Genomic DNA, 19,626 nt, shown 5'->3' with positions numbered 1-19,626 from the left:
CCACTTTTTCATGCACACTTTCCCACAAAAAGCGGGCTTATGGGCGGGGCAAAGCAGTGCATTGTGCGAAAAAATGGGTTTGCCTCTTGCAAAACGGCGGCAAACGCGCTATTCTATAACCACAGTTTATCACTTTAGCATGGTAAAATGATAAATCGAGAAGGAAGCGGGACGGCGAACGTCCCCTATGGGAGGAAAAAGATATGAAACTCAAGCGTATTGCAAGTGCATTTCTGGCCGGTGCTCTGGCACTGAGCCTTGCAGCCTGCGGCGGCGGTGCATCCACCTCTGCGGCGGCGTCTGCGTCCGGCAGTGCAGCCGGTTCGGCTTCTGCCGCAGCAGGCAGCGATCTGGATTACATCAAGGGCAAGGGCAAAATGGTCATCGGCTATACCGTGTACGAGCCCATGAACTACACCGATGCCGACGGCAACTTTACCGGCTTTGATACCGAGCTTGCCACCGCTGTGTGCGCAAAACTGGGTGTAGAACCGGAGTTCGTGGAGATCAACTGGGACACCAAGGTGGTGGAGCTGGACGCCAAGAGCATCGACTGTATCTGGAACGGTATGACCCTGACCGAGGATATCATGGCCAACACCGCCACCACTAAGGCCTACGCCAAGAATGCACAGGTCGTGGTGGTAAAGGAGGGCACCGCCTACACCTCCACCGCCGACCTTGCCGGTAAGACCGTGGTGGCCGAGGCCGGTTCTGCCGGTGAAGCTGCCATTCAGGGCGATGAAAACCTTGCCAAGGCAGACTACGTTTCCAAGAGCGTGCAGACCGACTGCCTGATGGAAGTGGCTGCCGGTACGGCAGATGCCGCTGTGCTGGACCTGACCCTTGCCAACGCCATGATCGGTGAGGGCACCGACTACGCAAGCCTGAAAATTGTGGACGAGCTGAACGCCGAGGAGTACGGCGTGGCCTTCCGCAAGGGCAGCGATGCCGCCGCCGCAGTGGACACCGCCTTTGACGAGCTGAAGGCTGACGGCACCATGCAGGCACTGGCCGAGAAGTATGAGCTGGCGCTGGCCGACTGAGCCGGGCGTAAAACAAAACGATAGATGGGTGTGTTTTTGTGTCTGTGATCCTTGGGCGCCTTTCCGGCGCGTTCCTGCTCAACTGTGAGCTGTTTGCCCTTACGCTGCTGTTTGCGCTGCCGCTGGGGCTGGTGGTGGCCTTTGGCTCCATGAGCCGGTGCAGGCTGCTGTCCGGTGCGGTAAAGACCTTTGTCTGGGTCATCCGCGGTACGCCGCTGATGCTGCAGATCATCGTCATTTATCTTGGCCCCGGCCTGCTGGGTATGAATAACCCGTGGCCCTCCGGCTCCGGCGGGCGCATGGTGGCGGCGGTGGTGGCCTTTGCCATCAACTACGCCTGCTATTTTTCGGAGATCTATCGCGGTGGCATCGAGGCGGTGCCCAAGGGGCAGACCGAGGCCGGGCAGGTGCTGGGCATGACCCGCACGCAGATCTTTTTCAAGGTCACTCTGCTGCAGGTGGTCAAGCGCATTCTGCCGCCCATGGGAAACGAGATCATCACCCTTGTCAAGGATACCTCGCTGGCAAACACCATCGCCAACAAGGAGATCATCATGATGGCAAAGGAGTACAGTGCAAAGGGCCTGATCTGGCCGCTGTTCTCCACGGCGCTGTTCTTCCTTGTGTTCGTAGGCGCGCTCACCCTGTTGTTCGGCTGGGCTGAAAAGAAACTGGATTATTTCCGCTGCTGAGGGGGTTTTTAAGAATATGGCATTACTGGAAGCCTCCGGCATTGGCAAAAATTTCGGAGATACAAAGGTCTTAAAGGATATTTCCCTTACCTTGGAGCAGGGCGAGGCGCTGGCCATCATCGGCTCGTCCGGCTCCGGCAAGACCACCCTGCTGCGCTGCCTGAACTTTCTGGAGCGGCCGGACACCGGCTGCATCCGGGTGAACGGCGAGACCATGTGGGACGCCGCCGACCCCGCCACCCAGCGGGAAAGCGAGATCCGCAAAAAGCGGCTGCACTTCGGGCTGGTGTTCCAAAACTTCAACCTCTTCCCGCAGTATACTGCCTTGCAGAACGTGATGCTGGCAGGGGAGCTGCTGGCAAAGGAGCGCCCGGAATACCGCGCCAACAAAAAGGCAGTGCACGCCCAGCTGGAACAGCAGGCGCGGGAGTTGCTGGCGCAGATGGGACTTTCGGAGCGGGCAGACCACTACCCACACCAGCTTTCCGGCGGGCAGCAGCAGCGGGTAGCCATTGCCCGGGCGCTGGCGCTGCACCCGGACATCCTCTGTTTTGACGAGCCCACCAGCGCCCTTGACCCGGAACTGACCGGCGAGGTGCTGCGGGTGCTGCGGGAACTGGCTGACCGCAAGACCACCATGATCATCGTGACCCACGAGATGCACTTTGCCCGGGATGTGGCCGACCGCATCCTGTTTATGGACGGCGGCGTGGTGGTGGAGGAAGGCCCTGCAAAGCAGCTGATCGACCATCCCAGAGAACAGCGAACCAAACAGTTCTTAGCACACTATGCGGAGTGAGCAAAATCACCAATTCTTCGGGTAAAAAAATAGAAATGTTGATGCAAACCAAGTCTTGTAAAACCGGCGCTGCTCCGCTATAATACCACTCATGAATCCTTACAACGTCCTGCCGCTTTTCCGGCAGGGCGTTTTTCACGGCAAAAATGCGAACATCCATCCTTTTTATGTGGGCAGGAGGCATATTTCCATGACCAAAGATATGACGCAGGGCAGCCCGCTGAAGCTGCTGCTTGCCTTTGCTGTGCCGCTGATGCTGGGCAGCCTGTTCCAGCAGTTCTACAATCTGGCCGATACCATCATCGTGGGACGGTTCGTGGGCGTGGAAGCGCTGGCGGCGGTAGGCAGCGTGGGCGGCCTGAACTATCTGGTGCTGGGCTTTGTCAACGGCATTGCCTGCGGCTTTTCCATCCCCATCTCATGGACCTTCGGCGCGCACGACCACCACGAGATGCGCCGCTACACCGCCAATACCGTGTGGCTGTCCGTTGCCTTTGCCACGGTGCTCACCATCGTTACGGTGGCTATGACCCGTCTGGTGCTGGTGTGGACGAACACCCCGGCTGACATTATCGACCTTGCGGATGTGTATATCCGCACCATCTTTGCGGGCATCCCCTTCACCCTGCTCTATAATGTGACCAGCGCTTTGATGCGTGCATTGGGCGACAGCAAGCGCCCGCTGTATTTTCTGCTGGTGGCCAGTGCACTGAACATCGGGCTGGACCTTGCCTGCATCATTGTGTTCAACATGGGCGCGTTCGGCGCCGCCTTTGCCACCGTGTTCAGTCAGGCTGTGGCGGGCATCGGCAGCCTTCTTTATATCGTGCGTCACTACCCGGAGCTGCGCTGGAATAAGGAAGAAGGGCGCATCAGCGCTCCGCACTGCGCAAAGCTTTGCGCCATGGGCATTCCCATGGGCTTGCAGTGCAGCATTACCGCCATTGGCAGCGTGGTGCTGCAGGGCGCGGTGAACGGTCTGGGCAGCGGCATCGTGGCGGCGCAGACCGCCGGCGGCAAGGCAGCGCAGTTCCTCAGCGTGCCGCTGGAGAGCATCGGCACTGCCATGACCACCTACACCAGCCAGAATATGGGCGCGAAGGATCTGGACCGCGTGAACCGCGGCGTGAACACCGCACTGGGCATCGGCTGCGTGTACAGTGTGGCCTCCTTCCTCATCCTGCGCGTGCTGGACAAGCCCCTGATCGGCCTGTTTTTGGACGCAGGCGAGACCGCCATTATGGCCAATGCGCAGGACTTCATCTTCTGGAACAGCGTGTTCTACATCCCGCTGGCAGTGCTTATCATCTACCGCTACACCATTCAGGGTCTGGGTCACTCCGGCCTTGCCATGTTTGCCGGTGTGGCTGAAATGATCGCCCGCGCCATGGTGGGCTTCTGGTTCGTGCCGCTGTGGGGCTACTTTGCCGCCTGCATCGCAAGTCCGGTGGCATGGTTCTTTGCCTGCTTCTTCCTGATCCCGGCATATTTTGTGGTGTTCCGTAAACTGCAAAAGGAAAAGCAGCAGGAAAACGCCGCAAAGGTACAGTAAGGGTTCACAAAAAGTGCTTTTTCTTTTCGCCTTTTCATGCTATAATAACAGGTAAATACGGCTTTGCCGTAACAGGGCAGGGCAGGGGCAAACCTGCACTGCCGGGGCAATGCCCGCAATTGCGGCGGGCGGGAAAATACAAAAAGAGAGGCGAATCGAGATGTTGGATATGATCAAATGCAGCACCGGCGGTGCGTACTATGCGCGCGGAGAGTGGGGCCCCGCAGACGGCAACGCACCCGCAGCACTGGCTGCAAAGGGCTTTGATGCCGCTGCCGTTGCCACGGCTAAGACCGGTACCATGGCCTACAATATTATGCAGGCACACAACACCAGCGGCGATGCCGAGAACCTGAAGATCAAGTTTGATGCCATGGCAAGCCATGACATCACCTTTGTGGGCATTATCCAGACCGCCCGTGCTTCCGGGCTGGAAAAGTTCCCCATCCCTTATGTGCTCACCAACTGCCACAACAGCCTGTGCGCTGTGGGCGGCACCATCAACGAGGATGACCACCGCTTTGGCCTGTCCGCTGCCAAAAAGTATGGCGGCATCTTTGTGCCCCCGCACATGGCAGTCATTCACCAGTATATGCGCGAGCGCTTTGCCGGCTGCGGCAAAATGATCCTTGGCTCGGATTCCCACACCCGCTACGGCGCACTGGGTACCATGGCCATCGGTGAGGGCGGCGGCGAGCTGGCAAAGCAGCTGCTGGGCCGCACCTATGATGTTGCCCGCCCGGGCGTGGTGGCTATCTACCTGACCGGCAGCCTGCCGGCGGGCTGCGGCCCCCACGATGTAGCCATTGCCCTTGTGGGCAAGCTGTTCAAGAGCGGCTACGTCAAGAACAAGGTCATGGAATTTGTGGGCCCCGGCATTGCTTCCCTGCGGCAGGATACCCGCAACGCCATTGATGCTATGACCACCGAGACTACCTGTCTGTCCTCCATCTGGGAGACCGACGAAGTCACCCAGCGTTTTCTGGCAGTGCATGGCCGCGCAGCGGACTACAAAAAGCTGGCTCCGGCTGACCTTGCCTACTACGACGGCGTGGTGGAGGTGGATCTATCTGCCATCCGTCCCATGATCGCCCTGCCCATGCACCCCTCCAATGCCTTTACTATTGAGGAGCTGAACGCAAACCTGGAGGACATCCTCCACGCCTGCGAGCAGGATGTGCAGAAGCTGATCGGCCGCAAGGACGTGCGGCTGGATCTGTGCAGCAAGATCGAAAACGGCAAGCTGCGTGTGGATCAGGGCGTTATTGCAGGCTGCGCAGGCGGTCTGTACGACAGCATCTACGAGGCTGCTTCCATCCTCAAGGGTCATACCGGCGGCTGCGGCGACTACGCCCTGAGCGTTTACCCCGGCAGCCAGCCCATCATGATGGAGCTGGTGCGCACCGGCGTCATCGGCGAGCTGATGGCCAGCGGCGCTACCATCCGTACCGCCTTCTGCGGCCCCTGCTTCGGCGCAGGCGATGTGCCCGCCAACGGCGCACTGTCCATCCGTCATACCACCCGCAACTTCCCCAGCCGCGAGGGCTCTAAGCCCGGCAGTGGCCAGCTGTCCGGTGTGGCACTGATGGATGCCCGCAGCATTGCAGCCACTACCGCCAACGGCGGCATCCTGACCCCCGCCACCGACATTGATTATGATCCCACCGTGCCGGAGTACCAGTACGATGCTTCCAGCTACGACACCCGCGTGTATCAGGGCTTTGGCAAGGGCGATTACGACGCCCTGCTCAAGTTCGGCCCCAACATCAAGGACTGGCCGGAGATCGCACCGCTGGGCGACAACCTGCTGCTGAAGGTGGCATCCTATATCACCGACCCCGTTACCACCACCGACGAGCTGATCCCCTCCGGTGAGACTTCCTCTTACCGTTCCAATCCGCTGGGTCTGGCCGAGTTCACCCTCAGCCGCAAGGACCCGGAGTATGTGGGCCGCGCCAAGGCTGTGCAGGCCGAGGAGAACGCCCGCCGCGCCGGTGCAGGGGACGCCGCCCTGCTGGCAAAGGTGAACGCCGTGCCCGGTTGCGAGCAGCTGAACTGGAACGATATCCAGATCGCTTCCACTATCTTTGCGGTCAAGCCCGGTGACGGCTCTGCCCGCGAGCAGGCCGCCAGCTGTCAGCGTGTGCTGGGTGCCGGTGCCAATATCGTTACCGAGTACGCCACCAAGCGTTACCGCTCCAACCTGATCAACTGGGGCATGCTGCCCCTGCAGCTGGCAGGTGCCACCCCCTTTGGTCTGGGGGACTATGTGCTCATCCCCAATGTGCGGGAAGCACTCAAGGGCGATCTGCAGAGCATCAAGGCCTACGTTCTGGGCGATACCGTCAAGGAGTTTGAGCTGTATATGGCTCCGCTCACCACTGACGAGCGCCAGATCCTGGCTGACGGCTGCCTGATCAATTTCTATAAGCATTAAGGAAGTAACCCGCTATGTCCTGTGACCTGCATATCCATTCCACCTGCTCGGACGGTGCTGTGCCCATCGAGCGGCTGGCGTCCATCGCCGCCCGCACCGGGCTGCACGCCATCGCCCTTTCGGACCACGACACCCTGCTCAGCGCTCAGTACGCCTATGCCCACACCGGGCAGGACGGGGTAGAGCTGATCCCTGCCGTGGAACTGACCGGCTACGACTTTGAGCGGCAGCACCGGGTGCATCTGTTGTGCTACTACCCGGACGTGGACTGCCCGGCGCTGCGGGAGCACTGCGCCATCATGAAGGAGCGCCGCAACGCCTGCGCTTTGCAGAGCGCAAAGGAGCTGGAGCAGCTGTACCCGCAGTTTACCACCGACCTTGCGTGGGAGACCACCAAGGCCAGCGGGGTGCTGTTCAAAAGCGGGCTGATGCAGGCGCTGGAACTACTGGGTCTGACCGATGGCAGCATCTACGGCGAGACCTACCACAAGCTGTTCGGGTGGAACCCCCGGGGCATCGTGCTGCACTCGCCGGAGTATCTGCCGGTGCGGCAGGTGCTGGCTACCGCCAAGGCTTGCGGCGGCGCGGTGGTATTTGCCCACCCCACAGTCTATAAAAGTATGCCCCTGCTGCGTGAATTGGCGGCAGAGGGTGCGGTGGACGGCATAGAGGTGTACCACCCCAGCAACAGCCCGGAGGACAGTGCCGAGTGCCTTGCTTTGTGCAAACAGTACAGCCTTGTGGCGACTGCGGGCACGGACTTCCATGGCCGCAACCACAAGCACCCCCACCCCATCGGCACCTGTACCGCACCGGACGAAGCCGCAGCACAGCTGCGCGCCATCGCCGAAAAACGTAAAAGAGAGAGGACGTAAAGACCATGAGCAAGGAATTTTCCTTCCCGAACAAGGGAACCTGCTCCAAGCAGACCAACTTTGTGCTGAACGATGACCACACCATTGCATCCATCGAGGTCGTCGGCGGCTGCAACGGCAACCTGAAGGGCATCTGCCAGCTGCTTACCGGCATGAAGGCAGAGGACGCCATTGCCCGTCTGGATGGTACGCTGTGCGGCTTCCGCAGCACCAGCTGCCCGGACCAGATCGCCAAGAACCTGAAAAAGGCACTGGAACAGATGAACTAAATCCACCGGAGAGCCGCTGCACAGAACCCTGTGCGGCGGCTCTCTTTTTGCGCGGGGACGATTTTGAATGCCCGCCGCTATGCTCTGGGCATGAATAGCGGAAAATTATTTTAAATTAGTGCAATGCCGGGCAGCCTGCGGGCTGCCCGGCATTGCACTTTTGAGGGAGTGTTTTAAATGATTTTGCGCTGCGCTTTTATGTCACAATTTGTACGCAATTCCAGCAAATGAAGGAGGATGTAAAAAATCTATACACAGGGCAAAGTTTGTTTGTTGTTCCGGTTCATTTTGCAGGGTATACTGTTGCCATAGAGAACAGCACGATGAAGGCTGTGAAAAACAAAACGCTGAAGCAGGGAGGCTTTTTTATGTACTATTCCAGTGGCAACTACGAAGCTTTTGCACGCCCCAAAAAGCCGGAGGGCGTGGATCACAAATCCGCCTATATCATCGGCTCTGGTCTGGCGGCTTTGACCGCTGCCTGCTATCTGGTGCGCGACGGTCAGATGAAGGGCGAGCACGTCCATGTGTTTGAAAAGAACGCACTGGCGGGCGGCGCCTGCGATGGCTACAAGTACGATATCGGCTATGTGATGCGCGGCGGCCGCGAGATGGACAACCACTTCGAAGTTATGTGGGATCTGCTGCACTCCATCCCGTCTCTGGAGACCGAGGGCGCCAGCGTGCTGGACGAGTATTACTGGCTGAACAAAGAGGACCCCAACTTCTCCCTGTGCCGTGCCACCGTCAACCGCGGCGAGGATGCCCACACCGATGGCAAGTTCGGTCTGTCCGATAAGGGCGCTATGGAGATCATGAAGCTGTTCTTCACCCCGGACGAGCAGCTGCAGGATAAAAAGATCACCGATTTCTTCGATGACGAGGTGCTCAACACCAACTTCTGGATGTACTGGCGCACCATGTTCGCCTTCGAGAACTGGCACAGCGCACTGGAGATGAAGCTGTACCTCAAGCGATATATCCACCACATTGGCGGTCTGCCGGACTTTACCGCCCTGCGCTTTACCCGCTATAACCAGTACGAGTCCATCATCCTGCCCATGGTGCGCTATCTGGAAGGCTTTGGTGTGCAGTTCCACTACAACACCAAGGTCACCGATGTGAAGTTCGACATCCAGAAGGGCCGCAAGCTGGCAAGCTCTGTTACCGTGGAGCACGAGGGCGAGACCACCAACATCGACCTGACCGAGAACGATCTGCTGTTCATCACCAACGGCGGCTGCGTGGAAAGCTGCACCGTGGGTGCACAGGATAAGGCCACCGGCTTTGATCCCACCATCCAGCCCGGCAACGGCTGGGATCTGTGGAAGAAGATCGCCGCACAGGACCCCTCCTTCGGTCACCCGGAGAAGTTCTGCTCTGAGCCGGAACTGAGCAACTGGGAGAGCGCCACCATCACCACGCTGGACGACAAGATCCCTCAGTATATCCGCAAGATCTGCAAGCGCGACCCCTTCAGCGGCCATACCGTCACCGGCGGCATCGTCACCGTCAAGGACTCCAGCTGGCTGCTCAGCTGGACGCTGAACCGTCAGCAGCAGTTCAAGGACCAGCCCAAGAACCAGCTGTGCGTCTGGGTGTACGGTCTGTTCAGCGACAAGCCCGGCGATTACGTCAAGAAGCCCATGCGTGACTGCACCGGCCGCGAGATCTGCATGGAGTGGCTGTACCACATCGGTGTGCCCGAGGATCAGATCGCTGAGCTGGCAGAGCACAGCGCCAACACCGTGCCTGTGATGATGCCCTATATCGACGCCTTCTTCATGCCCCGTGCTATGGGCGACCGCCCCGATGTTGTGCCCGAGGGTGCTGTGAACTTTGCCTTCCTTGGCCAGTTTGCCGAAACCGCCCGCGACACCATCTTCACCACCGAGTACTCCATGCGCACCGGTATGGAGGCCGTGTACACCCTGCTGAACATCGACCGCGGCGTGCCTGAGGTCTGGGGCAGCACCTACGATGTGCGAGCCCTGATCGATGCCACCGTAAAGCTGCGCGATGGCAAAAAGATCACCGACATGGATCTGCCGCTGCTCCCGCGTCTGGCTCTGAAGGAAGCCTTGAAGAAGATCGAGGGCACCGACCTTGAGAAGTTCCTCAAGGAGTATCACGCCATCTGATATTTTCCTCTCCTCCGATAGACCCGGCAACGGGTCAACACCCCCTAAAAAAGACCTCTCCGCTGCTCTGCGACAGGGCACGGGGAGTTCTTTTTTGTGGGTTTGTGTAAAAATGGTACAATATATGTTAAAATAAAGCAGAACGTGAAAATTATTTGTGCCAAAAGAATGATTTTGGCTTGTTTGCGGCGGCGTTCTGTGCTATGCTAGAGCTATTGAAAGGGCAGGAGGGAAGAGCCTGCCTCAAATGCGATACGCCAAAAATAAAAGGAGGTCGTTTTCCTGTGAAACAACTTATTTCCCGTCGCAGCTTTTTAAAGGCTGCTGGTGTGACCGCTGCCGCTGCATCCATGGCCATCGGTGCGCCTGCCGCATCGGCCTGCTGGGTTGGTGACAAGTCTGACGTCACCATCCTGTACACCAACGATGTCCATACCTACATCGACAAGCAGAGCCCCAAGCTGACCTACGCTGCCATTGCCGACCTGAAGCAGAGCTATCAGAACGCCGGTAAGGACGTGCTGCTGGTGGACGCAGGCGACCATGTGCAGGGCACTGCCTACGGCTCCATGGACGAGGGCGCTTCCATCATCAAGCTGATGAACGCTGCCGGTTACGATGTTGCTACCCCCGGCAACCATGAGTTTGATTACGGCATGGACCGCGCTAAGGCCATCATGAAGGAAGCCGATTTCCCGTACCTGTCCTGTAACTGGGTAGACCTGCGTACTACGCTGCGGGTGCTGCCCTCCGTCAAGGTGTTCGTGCGCGGCGGCAGACGCATCGCCTTTGTGGGCGTGACCACCCCTGAGACCTTTACCAAGTCCACCCCGGCCTACTTTATGGATAAGGCACAGCGCAAGTACATCTACGACATTCAGGGCGGCGAGGACGGCAAAAAGCTCTACGATGCCGTGCAGAAGGCCATTGATAAGGCAAAGCTTCTGGCAGATGTGGTCATCGGTCTGGGCCATCTGGGCGTAGACCCCTCTTCCTCTCCGTGGACCAGTGAGGAGGTCATTGCCCATACCAGCGGCTTTGACGCTTTTATTGACGGCCACTCCCATACCGTAATGGAGAACAAGCAGGTGCAGGATGCCTCCGGCAAGGCTGTCACCCTGACCCAGACCGGTTCTTACTTTGCCAACGTTGGCGAGATGACCATTGCTGCGGACGGCACCATCACCACCAAGCTCATCCCCACCCACGAGGGTATGGACGCCACGATCGCCGCCATGCAGACCGGCTGGGTGAACACCGTGGACGATATGCTGGGCGAGAAGATCGCTGTGGGCGACAGCGATTTCTACGTCACTGATCCTGCCACCGGCAAGCGCCGCATCCGCTCTGCCGAGACCAACCTCGGCGACTTTGTGGCTGACGGCATCTACACCTACTTCAACGAGGTGGAAAAGCTGCACTGTGATGTGGCCATCATGAACGGCGGCGGCATCCGTGCCGATGTGCCCGCAGGCGATTGGACCTTCAAGACCTGCAAGCAGGTCAGTCCCTTTGGCAACGTGGCCTGCCTGATGTCGGTCACCGGCAAGCAGATCCAGGACGCATTGGAGTTTGCAGCCCGCTTTGCAGGCGAAGGTGGCAAAGAGAACGGCGGCTTCCTGCAGGTGGCCGGTGCTACCTACGAGATCCACACCGATATCCCCAACACTGTGCAGACCGACGAAAAGAACGTCTGGATCGGCAGCGCCACCGGCACTCCGCGTGTGCAGAACGTGAAGATCTACGATAAGGCTTCCGGCAGCTATCTGCCGCTGGATCCGAACAAGACCTACGCGCTTGCCGGCATGAACTACACCCTGCGCAATCTGGGCGACGGCTTTGCCATGTTTGACGGCGCAGAGCTGATCAAGGACTATGTGTCCGAGGATTATCTGGTGATGTCTACCTACGCTATGATCTTTGACGGTGCAGATGCTGCGGGTCTGCCGCACCTGTCCAGCGCCAACAGCCCGCTGGCCGCTTACCCCGGCTATCTGCTCAACTATGAGCAGCCCTACGGCGCAGGCCGCATTACCATTCTGTAAAAGAAAGCCCTATCAGGGCAGGTCAACTGTATAGCAAAAAACCGGGCAGTCTGCGGGCTGCCCGGTTTTTTGTGCAGTACGAATGATTGGAAATGCACTCCGCTATCCCATTTTCACGGGGTAATTATGCGCAGAGCGAACGCGGAGCGCATTTTAAATCGTCCCGCCCCCGGCAAGGGTGACTCTTCAAAAGTCTCCTATGACCCACAGGGGTTTTGAAGAGTCATGAACAAAAAGCAAAGAAAACTGCGTTTTCAGGCCATGACTCTTCATCTTGAAGAGTGAGCTTTCGAACATAGATACGCTTCTTTTTCGTCACTATTCAAAAATCCAAAGTAGTAATAGAGTTATGACTCTTCAAGTTTTGAAGAGTCACGGCCTTGCGGCTGCAGTTCGGAATGATATAAACAGAAAAGCCACCTGAGTTTCCTCAGATGGCTTTAGTCTGGTTGGGGATGAGAGAATCGAACTCCCACAAGTAGAGTCAGAGTCTACCGCACTACCACTATGCAAATCCCCAATATTCTGTTGTGTTTTGCGGGGTGAGCCGCTCAACGTGTGCTATTATACGGGAAAAGCCCGGAGTTGTCAAGCATATTTTTGAAAAAAGTTGTACTTTTTTGGAAAATGCCGCAGCAGCGCCGAACAATTTGCGCCGGAGCGCTGCCACGCTTCGGCAGATTCTGCATATCGCACCGCCTATACTGGAAGGTACAAAACCTTGCAAAGTACCAGAAGGAGGATGCCTATGCCGGAACGAACCACACAAAACGCCCAGACCCTGCTTTCACCCCGCGTCCCGCGGGACACCGAGCACGAGCGCTACCACCCGGAGCTGGAGGAGGAGCTGAAGGAATGCCTGTTCTGTTTGAAGCGCAACGAGATGATGTTTGATATGGAGGTGGACACCGACCTCATCGAGCAGCGCATCTACGAGCGGCAGGCGCTGCTGTGCCGCTACCGGTACTTACTGGCGCGCGCCCGTGAGCTGGGGCTGCATACGGTGCTTACCCGCTACCAGCCCATGGGCGGGTAAAAAACGGTCAGCGAAAAAATCTTGACAAAAGCCGCACTGCGTGATATCCTATTACAAGATAAAAGCGTACCGGAACGATGTCCGGCGCGATAAATTTTTGAGAGTTAGAGAGGTTTCTATCATGGAGCGTATCAAGACTATTGCTACTCGTGACCTGACCAAGAGCGTTAAGACCGGTGGCTGCGGCGAGTGCCAGACTTCCTGCCAGTCCGCCTGCAAGACCTCCTGCGGCGTGGCTAACCAGCAGTGCGAGAACAGCAACAAGTAATTTCTGCAAACCTTATGCCGCCTTTGCCGGGCGGCATTTTTTTGTGTAATCTGGAATGGAGTGTAAAATGGTACATCAGTATCAATTGAACGGTTATAACATCGTGCTGGACACCTGCAGCGGCTCGGTGCACGTTGTGGACGAGGTGGCCTACGATGTCATCGCCATGTACCCGGAGCATACCGCAGACGAGATCGTTGCCGCCATGCTGGCAAAGTACGGCAGCCGCCCGGACGTGACCGAGGAGGACCTGCGCCAGTGCATCGACGACGTGACCAGCCTAAAGGAAAACGGCAAGCTGTGGAGCCCGGATGTCTATAAGGACATGGCCTTTGACTTCAAGAACCGCAACACCGTGGTAAAGGCGCTGTGCCTGCACGTTGCCCACAGCTGCAACCTGAGCTGCTCTTACTGCTTTGCCTCGCAGGGCCGCTACCACGGCGACCGCGCCCTGATGAGCTTTGAGGTGGGCAAGCGCGCCATGGACTTCCTCATTGAGAACAGCGGCACCCGCCGCAATCTGGAAGTGGACTTCTTTGGCGGCGAGCCGCTGATGAACTTTGATATGGTCAAAAAGCTTGTGGCCTACTGCCGCGAGCAGGAAAAGATCCATAACAAGAACTTCCGCTTTACCATGACCACCAACGGCGTGCTGATCGATGATGATGTCATCGACTTCTGCAACAAGGAGTGCCACAACGTGGTGCTGAGTCTGGACGGCCGCAAGGAGGTCAACGACCGCTTCCGCGTGGACTGCGCTGGCAACGGCAGCTACGACCGCATCGTGCCCAAGTTTCAGGAGTTCGTCAAGAAACGCGGCGACAAGAACTACTATATGCGCGGCACCTATACCCACTTTAACACTGACTTTACCAACGATATCTTCCACATGGCAGACCTTGGCTTTACCGAGCTGAGCATGGAGCCGGTGGTCTGCGACCCCAGCGACCCCAGCGCCCTGACCGAGGCGGATCTGCCCATCCTGAAGGAGCAGTACGAGATCCTTGCCAAGGAGATGATCAAGCGCGACCGCGAGGGCAGAGGTTTTACCTTCTACCACTACATGATCGACCTGACCGGCGGCCCCTGCATCTATAAGCGCATCTCCGGCTGCGGCTCCGGCACCGAGTACATGGCCGTTACCCCTTGGGGCGATCTGTACCCCTGCCACCAGTTCGTGGGCGACCCCAAGTACCTGCTGGGCGATATCTGGAAGGGCGTTACCAACACCGCTGTGCGGGACGAGTTCAAGCACTGCAACGCCTACGCCCGCAAGGAGTGTCAGGATTGCTGGGCAAAGCTGTACTGCTCCGGCGGCTGCGCTGCAAACTCCTACCACGCCACCGGCAGCATTACCGGTGTGTACGAGTACGGCTGCGAGCTGTTCAAAAAGCGCATGGAGTGCGCCATCATGATCAAGGTTGCCGAGAATCAGGAGCTGGCAGCCAAGGGCATCGAAGTGCCCATTGAGCTGGGCTCCACCTGCAACGCTTGCGCTGACGGCGAAGCCTGCGAATGAGCATGACCACCCCCATCGTGGATTTTGTGCGCAGCTATGCACAGTCCGGCACCGCCCGGCTGCACATGCCCGGCCACAAGGGGCAGAGCCTCTTAGGCTTTGAGCCGCTGGACATCACCGAGATCCGCGGCGCAGACGAGCTTTACGCGCCGGAGGGCATCATTGCCGAGAGCGAGGCCAACGCCACCCGGCTGTTCGGCACGGCGCACAGCTATTACAGCACCGAGGGTTCGTCCCAGTGCATCCGTGCCATGCTGTTTCTGGCGCTGCAAGGCGCACCGCAAAGCGGCAAGCGCCCGGTGCTGCTGGCTGCCCGCAACGCCCACAAGGCGCTGCTGTACGCGGCGGCGCTGCTGGATTTTGATATCCGCTGGCTCTGGCCGTCTGCGCAGGCAGAGGGCGCACTGTGCAGTTGCCCCGTCACAGCCGAAGCGCTGACCGGGGCTCTGCACGCGCTGGCGCAGCAGGGGATAAGCCCCTTTGGCGTGTATGTCACCAGCCCGGATTATCTGGGCGGGGTTCAGGACATCCCGGCGCTGGCGGCAGTCTGCCGGGCGCAGGGCGTGCCTCTGCTGGTAGATAACGCCCACGGTGCCTATCTGCGCTTTCTGCCGCAGAACTGCCACCCCATCGCGCAGGGCGCGGCCATGTGCTGCGACTCTGCCCACAAGACCCTGCCGGTGGTCACCGGCGGTGCGTATCTGCATCTGGCGCACGATGCCCCTGTGCAGGATGAAGCCGCCGTGCGGGGCGCGCTGGCGCTGTTTGGCTCCACCAGCCCTTCTTACCTGATTTTGCAATCGCTGGATGCCTGCAACGCGGTGCTGGCAGGGGACTACCCCCAGCGGCTGGCGCAATGCTGTGCTGCGCTGGAAGGTCTGCGCCGCAGCCTGAACAAGGCCGCAGCGGTACGGCAGTGCCCGGTGCCGCTGGCAGTTGCCGGGACACAGCAGGAGCCGATGAAGCTTACGCTGGACGCCGCCGCCCTTGGCTGCACCGGCACGGTGCTGGCAGAAGCCCTGCGCTGCGCACAGATGGAGTGTGAATACGCCGACCCCCGCTACGTGGTGCTGATGTTCACCCCGGAGAACCCACCGCAGGACTTTGAACGCCTGCAAACGACGCTGGAACAGCTTCTGGCTGCTGTGCCTGCCGGGCTGCCCTGCCCCGAGAATCGGGCAGGGGAGTTTGCCGCCTTGCAGCAGCAGGCGGTGCAACGCTGCACTATCCGGCAGGCGGTGCTGGGCGCACAGGTGCGCGTTCCGGTGCACAAGGCACTGGGACGGGTATGTGCGATGCCTACGGTATCCTGCCCGCCCGCCATCCCTGTGGCGGTCAGCGGCGAGGAGATCACCTCGGCGGCCATCGCCCTGATGCAGCGCTATGGCATCGAGGAACTCTCGGTGCTGCGATAAAGATTTTATAAGAAGAGAACCCGGAAAGTCCGCAGACCTTCCGGGTTCTCTATATTTATTCCTAAATATCCGTCCGTGGTGTGGCGCACATCTCCCAGAAGTGCAGCTCGTGCTCCGAGCAGGCGCGGAAGATCGCGCGGCAGCGGGCGGCACGCTCCGGCGAAAGGCCGGTGCAGGCTGCTTCGGCGCGTTCTGCCCATGCGCGGCAGGCGGCATCGTAGCCGGGGCTTGCGTAGTCCAGCACCAGTGCGCCGTAGTAGGTGTCTTTCACGGCGGGGGAGCGCTGCAAAAGCTTCTGGAATAGCCACCCGTAGCTCAGCATACAGGGCAGGCAGGCCATCAGGCACTCGGCCTCACCCTCACCGTTGCGGGCGGCATCGATCATGCAGTCCAGATAAGCGCGGCTCTCCGGCCGCAGGGGCAGGGACTGGATATCCGCCTCCCGCAGACCGTACTGCTCCAGATACTGCAGCCGGGTCAGGTCCTCGTTCTCCTGCACGAAGGACAGCAGGGAATAGTAGGTGCGCATGGCCGCCATGGTGGTGGCCTTGGTCATGCCCCACGCAAAAATTTTGGCGTATTCCCGCAGATACAGGCTGTCCTCCACAAGGTAGCTTTTAAAGCAGTCCTCGCTCAGGGTGCCGTTTTCCATCTTTTGCAGAAACTCGGTCTGTAAGCACTGCTCCCACACGGGTAGGTCGGCCTGCACCAGCGCCGAAACAAAGGGCAGGTCAGTCACGGACAAAATCTCCCTTCAGGTTGAAGGTGTGGTCCATGGGGCCGGAGCCGTGCCCCAGATCCAGCATGGCAGACAGACAGCCGGAAATGTAGGCCTTGGCGCGCTCCACGGCGGTGTCAAGATCGTAGCCCTTTGCCAGATTGGAGGCGATGGCGCTGGACAGGGTGCAGCCGGTGCCGTGGGTGTTGGGGTTTGCAATGCGCTTGCCCTTGAACCACTTGCCGGTGCCGCCGCGCCACAAAAGGTCGTCGGCATCGTTGATCTGGTGGCCGCCCTTGCACAGCACGGCGCAGCCGTAGCGCTCGCTGATGGTGCGGGCAGCAGCTTTCATGTCGGCGGCGTTGGCAATGTGCATGCCGGACAAAATTTCAGCCTCCGGGATGTTGGGGGTGAGCACCTCGGCCAGCGGCAGCAGCTTTTCGGTCAGCGCCTGCACGGCGTCGTCCTGCAGCAGCTTTGCGCCGGAGGTAGCCACCATCACGGGGTCTACCACGATGTGCTTTGCGCCGTAGAAGTGCAGCCGCTCGGCAATGGTGTCGATGAGCGGGGCAGAGGATACCATGCCGATCTTCACCGCGTCCGGGTAGATATCGGTAAATACGGCATCGAGCTGCTGCGCCAGAAACTGCGGTGTGGTGTCAAAAATGGCGATCACACCGGTGGTGTTCTGTGCAGTCAGGGCGGTAATGGCGCTCATGGCAAACACGCCGTTGGCGGTCATGGTCTTGATATCGGCCTGGATCCCGGCGCCGCCGCTGGAATCACTGCCGGCAATGGTCAATGCAGTTTTCATAGTAAAATGCTCCTTGTTTTTTTATTCACCCAGTGCGGTGCGGATGTTGTCCAGCACCTTTTTGCTCAGCAGCACAAAGGCCTGCTTGGTGCGGCCGGCAGAAACGTTGGCGCAGCGCACGTTTTCCCGGGCAAAGAAGTCCTCGGCCACGGGGCCTGCGGCGGCGCGGGTATCGCAGAAGAAATGGGTGCCGGGCAGGTCAAGCCACTTTTCCAGCGCAGCGGAATCAAAGCCGGGGCCGATGGAAGTGTTGAACAGAACCTTGCCCGCACCCAGCTGGGCAAACTCATTTTCGCCCAGCAGCAGCACATTCTTGTTCAGGCAGGTGAACACCACCTCGCTGTCTGCCAGCAGCTGGGACAGGGGCTTAAAGGTCATACCGGCAGCCTCGGCGTCCGGCTTTGCGCTGCGGGCAAAGTAGCTGATCTCTGCGCCCAAAAATTGCAGCGCATCGGCGATCATCCGGCCGGAAACGCCCAGCCCCACGATGCCAACCTTCAGGCCGGTGATCTCCACCGGCGCGTCCCGCAGCATGGGCATCCCAAAGCCGTGCAGCAGGCCGGTCAGCTCGTGCAGAACGTACTCCACAACGCCGCGGTCGCCGTAGTCTCGGATGCCCAGCACCTGGATGCCCCGGGTGCGTGCGTAGGCGATATCCACGTTGGCGCTCTCCTCAGAGTACAGGCTGCAGCACATCCCGATATAGCGGATGTTGGGGCACTGCGCAATGACTTCCTTGCCCATGCGGGAGGTGTAGCTCAGCAGCACGGCATCGGCGTCCCCGATGCGGCGCACTATCTCGGCGTCGCTGCCGGGCACGTCCCGGTACAGCACCACCTCTTTGGCGTAGCGGTGCAGCTCCTCCTCGGCAGAGGGAATCAGGCTGACAGGCTCAATGGCAACAAGCTTTTCAAACATGACGGACTCCTCCTTATATTAGTAAAAGCAGACGGGCGAGGCCAGATTGCGCAGCAGGGAGACGGCGCTCCAGCCCGCAATGGCGCTGGTGGAAGAGCAGATATCCACCACAGCCTTCACACCCTCGATCTCGGCGGTGATGCAGTGGTCATCGCCCACCCAGCCGGGCACAGAGTGCATGGTCACACCGGTGATCTCCGGGCCGGTGGTAGCCAGAGAGGTAGCCACGGCCACGTTCACCCGGCGGGGGAAGGCAGCAATGGCCTGCTTTGCATTGCCGGTGAACACGGTGGTCTTTTCGGTGTCGGTCAGCAGATGCTCTGCCCACACCGGCGTATTGCGAAAGCCCTTTGCACCGGTATGGGTCTCGATGCCGGCAGTCTCCGGCAAGCCCTGTGCCTGTGCCATCAGGGTGACCGTTTGCAGCACGTCAAAGCCGCCGATGGCACCGCTGGCCAGATGCACCTTGGCACCGCCCTCCACGGCGGCTGCCTTGACCTGTGCGTAGAAATCCAGATCTGCAAAGGCACCGATGGACAGAATGACCAGATTGACGCCCCGTTTCAGCACCGGAATGGCCATGGCGCGCACCGACTCCACCGAGGCGGCCTCCACGATGTACTCCGGCTCAAGCGCCAGCAGCGCGTCCACGTCCTCGCAGACGGCGCAGCCAACGTTGGCTGCAGTCTTTTCAGCCGAGGCGCGGGTGCGGCTGGTCACGCCCACCAGCTCGTAGTCCGGCAGCAGACCCTTCTTCCACGCGTCAGCCACGATGTTGCCCAGAAAGCCGCAGCCCACAATACCCAATTTTGTTTTCATGCCCGTATCCTAAACTCCTTTTTTCTGCCTGTGGCAGCATATTCATAACCAGTATACCATACCGGGTACAAAAAGGGAAATAATGTTTACGGCAGCCCGGCGGGGCAGGACATAAAAAGTTAACAAAATAAATTACAAATAAATTACAAAACCCTATTGCAAAATGGTTTCAAAAGAGTTACAATATGGTTACAGCAAGGGCAAAGCCCCAAGGCTGTGTGTGAAATCTTTTTCTTCTTGTTTTTGGGATACTGGGCGCGGAT

At 59.2% G+C, this 19,626-nt stretch carries 17 protein-coding genes and 1 tRNA gene; 13 read left to right on the top strand and 5 right to left on the bottom strand.

Features of this window, described 5'->3' with window-relative positions; all coding sequences use genetic code 11:
• Nucleotides 1-203: 203 nt before the first annotated feature.
• The 9 genes from ACXPUX_RS11060 to ACXPUX_RS11020 all read left to right on the top strand — a co-directional run bounded on the left by ACXPUX_RS11060 (nucleotide 204) and on the right by ACXPUX_RS11020 (nucleotide 11,856).
• Nucleotides 204-1,046, top strand: a complete 843-nt coding sequence (locus tag ACXPUX_RS11060) for a transporter substrate-binding domain-containing protein (RefSeq protein WP_458828334.1) — start codon at nucleotides 204-206, stop codon at nucleotides 1,044-1,046.
• 44 nt (nucleotides 1,047-1,090) lie between these two features.
• Entirely contained in the window at nucleotides 1,091-1,738 is a 648-nt protein-coding gene (locus tag ACXPUX_RS11055; RefSeq protein ID WP_349151601.1) for an amino acid ABC transporter permease, read from the top strand.
• Between the two features lie 16 nt (nucleotides 1,739-1,754).
• Nucleotides 1,755-2,537, top strand: coding sequence for an amino acid ABC transporter ATP-binding protein (locus ACXPUX_RS11050; RefSeq protein WP_458828333.1), 783 nt, complete (start codon nucleotides 1,755-1,757; stop codon nucleotides 2,535-2,537).
• 190 nt (nucleotides 2,538-2,727) lie between these two features.
• On the top strand, nucleotides 2,728-4,089 hold the full coding sequence (locus ACXPUX_RS11045) for an MATE family efflux transporter (protein WP_458828331.1): 1,362 nt from the start codon (nucleotides 2,728-2,730) through the stop codon (nucleotides 4,087-4,089).
• 169 nt (nucleotides 4,090-4,258) lie between these two features.
• The gene (locus ACXPUX_RS11040) at nucleotides 4,259-6,526 is read left to right on the top strand and encodes a hydratase (RefSeq protein ID WP_458831236.1); all 2,268 of its coding nucleotides are present in this window, start codon (nucleotides 4,259-4,261) and stop codon (nucleotides 6,524-6,526) included.
• A 14-nt stretch (nucleotides 6,527-6,540) separates the two neighbouring features.
• Nucleotides 6,541-7,401, top strand: coding sequence for a PHP domain-containing protein (locus ACXPUX_RS11035; protein ID WP_458828330.1), 861 nt, complete (start codon nucleotides 6,541-6,543; stop codon nucleotides 7,399-7,401).
• A 5-nt stretch (nucleotides 7,402-7,406) separates the two neighbouring features.
• Nucleotides 7,407-7,670 (top strand): TIGR03905 family TSCPD domain-containing protein, encoded by a 264-nt coding sequence (locus ACXPUX_RS11030; protein ID WP_015538361.1) that lies wholly within the window; start codon nucleotides 7,407-7,409, stop codon nucleotides 7,668-7,670.
• Between the two features lie 368 nt (nucleotides 7,671-8,038).
• Nucleotides 8,039-9,811 (top strand): oleate hydratase, encoded by a 1,773-nt coding sequence (locus tag ACXPUX_RS11025; protein WP_458828329.1) that lies wholly within the window; start codon nucleotides 8,039-8,041, stop codon nucleotides 9,809-9,811.
• 284 nt (nucleotides 9,812-10,095) lie between these two features.
• Complete coding sequence (locus ACXPUX_RS11020; RefSeq protein ID WP_458828328.1) at nucleotides 10,096-11,856, top strand: bifunctional metallophosphatase/5'-nucleotidase; 1,761 nt, start codon at nucleotides 10,096-10,098, stop codon at nucleotides 11,854-11,856.
• 446 nt (nucleotides 11,857-12,302) lie between these two features.
• Here ACXPUX_RS11020 and ACXPUX_RS11015 read toward each other — a convergent pair.
• A tRNA-Gln gene (locus ACXPUX_RS11015) sits at nucleotides 12,303-12,376 on the bottom strand.
• A 228-nt stretch (nucleotides 12,377-12,604) separates the two neighbouring features.
• Between ACXPUX_RS11015 and ACXPUX_RS11010 the strand changes: the two genes are divergently transcribed.
• The 4 genes from ACXPUX_RS11010 (at nucleotide 12,605) to ACXPUX_RS10995 (ending at nucleotide 16,094) form a co-directional block, all read left to right on the top strand.
• The gene (locus ACXPUX_RS11010) at nucleotides 12,605-12,892 is read left to right on the top strand and encodes a hypothetical protein (protein WP_015538363.1); all 288 of its coding nucleotides are present in this window, start codon (nucleotides 12,605-12,607) and stop codon (nucleotides 12,890-12,892) included.
• Nucleotides 12,893-13,013: 121 nt separating this feature from the next.
• Nucleotides 13,014-13,160, top strand: a complete 147-nt coding sequence (gene scfA, locus ACXPUX_RS11005; protein WP_005926683.1) for a six-cysteine ranthipeptide SCIFF — start codon at nucleotides 13,014-13,016, stop codon at nucleotides 13,158-13,160.
• A gap of 67 nt (nucleotides 13,161-13,227) precedes the next feature.
• Nucleotides 13,228-14,679, top strand: coding sequence for a thioether cross-link-forming SCIFF peptide maturase (gene scfB, locus ACXPUX_RS11000; protein ID WP_044960665.1), 1,452 nt, complete (start codon nucleotides 13,228-13,230; stop codon nucleotides 14,677-14,679).
• Nucleotides 14,676-16,094 (top strand): aminotransferase class I/II-fold pyridoxal phosphate-dependent enzyme, encoded by a 1,419-nt coding sequence (locus ACXPUX_RS10995; protein WP_458828327.1) that lies wholly within the window; start codon nucleotides 14,676-14,678, stop codon nucleotides 16,092-16,094. Before scfB ends, ACXPUX_RS10995 begins: the two co-directional genes overlap by 4 nt.
• 61 nt (nucleotides 16,095-16,155) lie before the next feature.
• Here ACXPUX_RS10995 and ACXPUX_RS10990 read toward each other — a convergent pair whose 3' ends face one another.
• The 4 genes from ACXPUX_RS10990 to ACXPUX_RS10975 are packed head-to-tail and all read right to left on the bottom strand — an operon-like array spanning nucleotide 16,156 to nucleotide 19,363.
• Complete coding sequence (locus ACXPUX_RS10990) at nucleotides 16,156-16,833, bottom strand: thiaminase II/PqqC family protein (RefSeq protein ID WP_458828326.1); 678 nt, start codon at nucleotides 16,831-16,833, stop codon at nucleotides 16,156-16,158.
• Complete coding sequence (gene thiD / locus ACXPUX_RS10985) at nucleotides 16,826-17,626, bottom strand: bifunctional hydroxymethylpyrimidine kinase/phosphomethylpyrimidine kinase (protein ID WP_458828325.1); 801 nt, start codon at nucleotides 17,624-17,626, stop codon at nucleotides 16,826-16,828. Before thiD ends, ACXPUX_RS10990 begins: the two co-directional genes overlap by 8 nt.
• Before the next feature lie 21 nt (nucleotides 17,627-17,647).
• A complete protein-coding gene (locus ACXPUX_RS10980) occupies nucleotides 17,648-18,544 on the bottom strand; it encodes an NAD(P)-dependent oxidoreductase (protein WP_458828324.1) in 897 nt (298 codons plus the stop codon).
• Nucleotides 18,545-18,562: 18 nt separating this feature from the next.
• Complete coding sequence (locus tag ACXPUX_RS10975) at nucleotides 18,563-19,363, bottom strand: aspartate dehydrogenase domain-containing protein (RefSeq protein WP_458828323.1); 801 nt, start codon at nucleotides 19,361-19,363, stop codon at nucleotides 18,563-18,565.
• Nucleotides 19,364-19,626: the final 263 nt, after the last annotated feature.

Source organism: Faecalibacterium sp. PGM34 (assembly GCF_054456555.1).
Note: the sequence above shows the minus strand (reverse complement) of the source record. Positions and strands in the feature narration are given on the sequence as shown.

Excerpts from the sequence above, each read along its gene's own strand:
- ACXPUX_RS10980 (WP_458828324.1), bottom strand. The coding sequence starts at position 18,544 with ATGTTTGAAAAGCTTGTTGCCATTGAGCCTGTCAGCCTGATTCCCTCT.
- ACXPUX_RS10975 (WP_458828323.1), bottom strand. The coding sequence starts at position 19,363 with ATGAAAACAAAATTGGGTATTGTGGGCTGCGGCTTTCTGGGCAACATC.
- scfA (WP_005926683.1), top strand. The coding sequence starts at position 13,014 with ATGGAGCGTATCAAGACTATTGCTACTCGTGACCTGACCAAGAGCGTT.
- scfB (WP_044960665.1), top strand. The coding sequence starts at position 13,228 with ATGGTACATCAGTATCAATTGAACGGTTATAACATCGTGCTGGACACC.
- ACXPUX_RS11060 (WP_458828334.1), top strand. The coding sequence starts at position 204 with ATGAAACTCAAGCGTATTGCAAGTGCATTTCTGGCCGGTGCTCTGGCA.
- ACXPUX_RS11040 (WP_458831236.1), top strand. The coding sequence starts at position 4,259 with ATGATCAAATGCAGCACCGGCGGTGCGTACTATGCGCGCGGAGAGTGG.
- ACXPUX_RS11050 (WP_458828333.1), top strand. The coding sequence starts at position 1,755 with ATGGCATTACTGGAAGCCTCCGGCATTGGCAAAAATTTCGGAGATACA.
- thiD (WP_458828325.1), bottom strand. The coding sequence starts at position 17,626 with ATGAAAACTGCATTGACCATTGCCGGCAGTGATTCCAGCGGCGGCGCC.
- ACXPUX_RS11010 (WP_015538363.1), top strand. The coding sequence starts at position 12,605 with ATGCCGGAACGAACCACACAAAACGCCCAGACCCTGCTTTCACCCCGC.
- ACXPUX_RS11045 (WP_458828331.1), top strand. The coding sequence starts at position 2,728 with ATGACCAAAGATATGACGCAGGGCAGCCCGCTGAAGCTGCTGCTTGCC.
- ACXPUX_RS11025 (WP_458828329.1), top strand. The coding sequence starts at position 8,039 with ATGTACTATTCCAGTGGCAACTACGAAGCTTTTGCACGCCCCAAAAAG.
- ACXPUX_RS11030 (WP_015538361.1), top strand. The coding sequence starts at position 7,407 with ATGAGCAAGGAATTTTCCTTCCCGAACAAGGGAACCTGCTCCAAGCAG.
- ACXPUX_RS11035 (WP_458828330.1), top strand. The coding sequence starts at position 6,541 with ATGTCCTGTGACCTGCATATCCATTCCACCTGCTCGGACGGTGCTGTG.
- ACXPUX_RS10995 (WP_458828327.1), top strand. The coding sequence starts at position 14,676 with ATGAGCATGACCACCCCCATCGTGGATTTTGTGCGCAGCTATGCACAG.